Consider the following 2,903-nt stretch of genomic DNA (forward strand, 5'->3'; position numbering starts at 1 on the left):
ACTCACCAAAAACTCCACCTCCTCCTCAAGAGATAAACTGGCTTTCGATTGAACACTCCCCTATGAATATAAGAGCAAAGCCTAGAGAAGAAGCTGTTCAAAGCTTGCGAAGAGCCTTATCGATACCAGCTATAAACAAACAGAAACAATTATCCCATAGTGTCAGCGTGCACAAGACCGATACAAAGCAGCTTTATCAACTTACTGTTGAAATGAATAAAGTTTGGCAGCCTCTAGAAGTGCACTGTAATTCGAGATCAACTGAACAATTACCAACTGAGCAAGTGTGCAGGGCAAAAGGGCTATTTGAACGCTACCACGGTTACATGGAGAAGCATCCTGCTGAACGTACAATTTTTACAGCTCCTTTTTCAATAGTAAAAATATCTGATAAACACAGCTCTGTAGCCAATCACAAACATAGTCATTACGAAGCTCAGCTTTTTTGTTATTACTACCTACATTACAATCTTGCTATAAGTTTACAAAGGCAAAAAATTAAACAAGGTTTTTCACGTTTAAAACAGTCATCACAACCAGATGAAGTTCATAAATTAATCAATGATCTTTGCCCTCAAATCAGGAAGCTTCAAGTTGATTATGTAGAGTGCATTGCTTACTCAGTACAATCTTCAATTTGTTTAAAATGTACAGGAGACACAGATTTAACAGGTCAATCCGAGGATCTTTTAAATGCTGCTTGTAAGCTATCAGAATCCTGGGAATACTTACTGTACATATTTACGTTTGCTCAATCAATAGCAGATATTAACCCTATTGATATTGAGCAACTCACGGAAGTGATTTTTAATGGAGCTTACTTCAAAAACAAAGAAGTTCTATCAATTGCTTATCTGCATTCACAAGTTGAGACTTTAGATGAGACACGACAACGAATAAATTGCATTACATTGATAACAGCTAAAGATAGAATTGCTGATCATTTGCTTCAGTTAGACTATTTTGATACAGACTGTGAAATTCCTAACCAACTACTTGAATTAACTTTTCAAACCTTAGTATCAGCTCTTCAAATTGAATTAAAATCACTTAATGATAAAAGTAATCGTGGTACTTTTCCAGTTTTTTTTGCTGTTTTGAATAGTTATAGAAATGGATGGTTATCACGACACCATAGTGAAATTTTATTGTTATTCAGTGGCTGTCTTCCACAGAGATTAAATTTACTACAGTTAATAACAGAAAACAAAATATCTATAGACGAAAAGGTCGAAACCAATAAAAAATGTGCGGACAACTTATATCAAAAAGGGCTCAAATTTTTAGAACAAAAGAAAACAGTTAGTGTTAAATCCCAACCCACAAAAAGTATAAGCTATCGCAAATCAAAAGTAGAAAAAAAAGATGTTAAGCCAACAGATCAAGGTGCTAAATCTGAAAAAAAAGAAGTTAAGCCAACATATCAAGATTCTAAATCAGAAAAAACAAGGGAGATAGATGATATTCTTGCTCCTATTGAAGCAATGGTTTTATCTACCCCTTCAAAAGCAATTCAAAAGTTTCAAGATATACTCAAAACCCATACATTAAGCTCAAAGCATTGTATACGTGCTCGAATTGGTATCGCTCATGCGGCGATATTTGATGTCAATCAAACCCTTCGTAAATTTGGTCAAATAAGAGCAGATGCGTCAACCTTTAAAAGAGAATTAAGTGAGGTAGTAAAAACTCCGCCTTATAGATTCAGAAATAATAGATTATATGGTCAAATGGTCGAACAATTTCAAGCCTTGTCGAGTTTATGTCAAGAGCTCAGCTCTAGTTTAGAGCTTTTTAAAAATAGAATGGAAGAATTTCATTTATTAGCCATCGAGACATCTATCGAAGATGAGGATACTCATCTATTAGTGTGCGAAGCTCTCGTCGATTGCCATAAGAAGATAGATGAAGTTGATTCAACATTAGTTCTTCTTAATGATTGTATAAGTTTAAGAGGATACCATAATAGTTTACTTAAGACTGTTTCTCCACACCTTAGAGGAAAAAAAGCTACTTATAGCAGTCGCATTAACTCAGCAGAAGCATTTAAAGTGGGTCATAATTCCGTTCTGTGTTCTCAAGTAACATTAATGGAAGTAAAACACGTCATGCTCAATGCCCAAACCCTCGAGTTTTCTTCGAAAATGTATGATTGAATATCCTTCAAAGATCATCATTTATAAAGCTAGCAAGGTTTGGGGCAAAAGTTAGTCAACCAATGTTCAGAACTATTCAGCTGTGGGCAGATACATGACTTTACTTAATCTGCTTCAAGGTAACGTTGAACTTAAAGTTCACAAGTGTTCGCTTGCTCTAGTGTTTGCTATCTGTGAGAGCGTATTAAAGTAAACTGAAATAAAAGAGCTTGTTTAAAGCTCAACAACCGCTGACTCTAGCATAGCCGTAGATTAATAAATTTTAAATGGAAAGGAGGTCATCAAAAATAGACAATAAATCTATCTAATGTAAAGAACACCTGATATGGCTAACCTCACACCATCTAATGCCACACCTTCAGATAATTTTGTATCATTTATCGGCTTAAATGAAGAAAAGGGCAATGAAGAAAGTAACCCTGTTTCAGCTTTTGGATTCACAATAGATGAAATAAGTTGTAAAACTAGGGATGATTGGCATCAATCTGTTATCCAAACACCTAAAGCAAATATTTGGAAATATGACTTGGAGTTAGCAAAACCAAGGGTGCTTTCTATTACGTCCTCACCGAATGAGATTTATCCCGAAACCAAGTTTAACTGGGTACTACGTGCGGAAGAAAAGAAGTCTCAAACCAACCCTCAATTAACCTTAATATTAGACTTAGACCGTACCATCTTTGTATCGTTTGTTAATTCAAGTGAACGCTCAACTTTCCATGAACAAAACACACGATTCAAAAAGGA

2 protein-coding genes are annotated in these 2,903 nt (G+C 35.1%); both read left to right on the forward strand.

Annotated elements, in window-relative coordinates:
- On the forward strand, positions 1-2,156 hold a 2,156-nt coding region (locus D5018_RS21875; RefSeq protein ID WP_165905148.1), incomplete at its 5' end, for a hypothetical protein.
- A 325-nt stretch (positions 2,157-2,481) separates the two neighbouring features.
- Positions 2,482-2,903 (forward strand): hypothetical protein (locus D5018_RS21090; protein ID WP_133309372.1); only part of this gene is annotated, 422 nt, incomplete at its 3' end.

Source organism: Parashewanella curva (assembly GCF_003675895.1).
In the GTDB taxonomy this organism is placed as follows: domain Bacteria; phylum Pseudomonadota; class Gammaproteobacteria; order Enterobacterales; family Shewanellaceae; genus Parashewanella; species Parashewanella curva.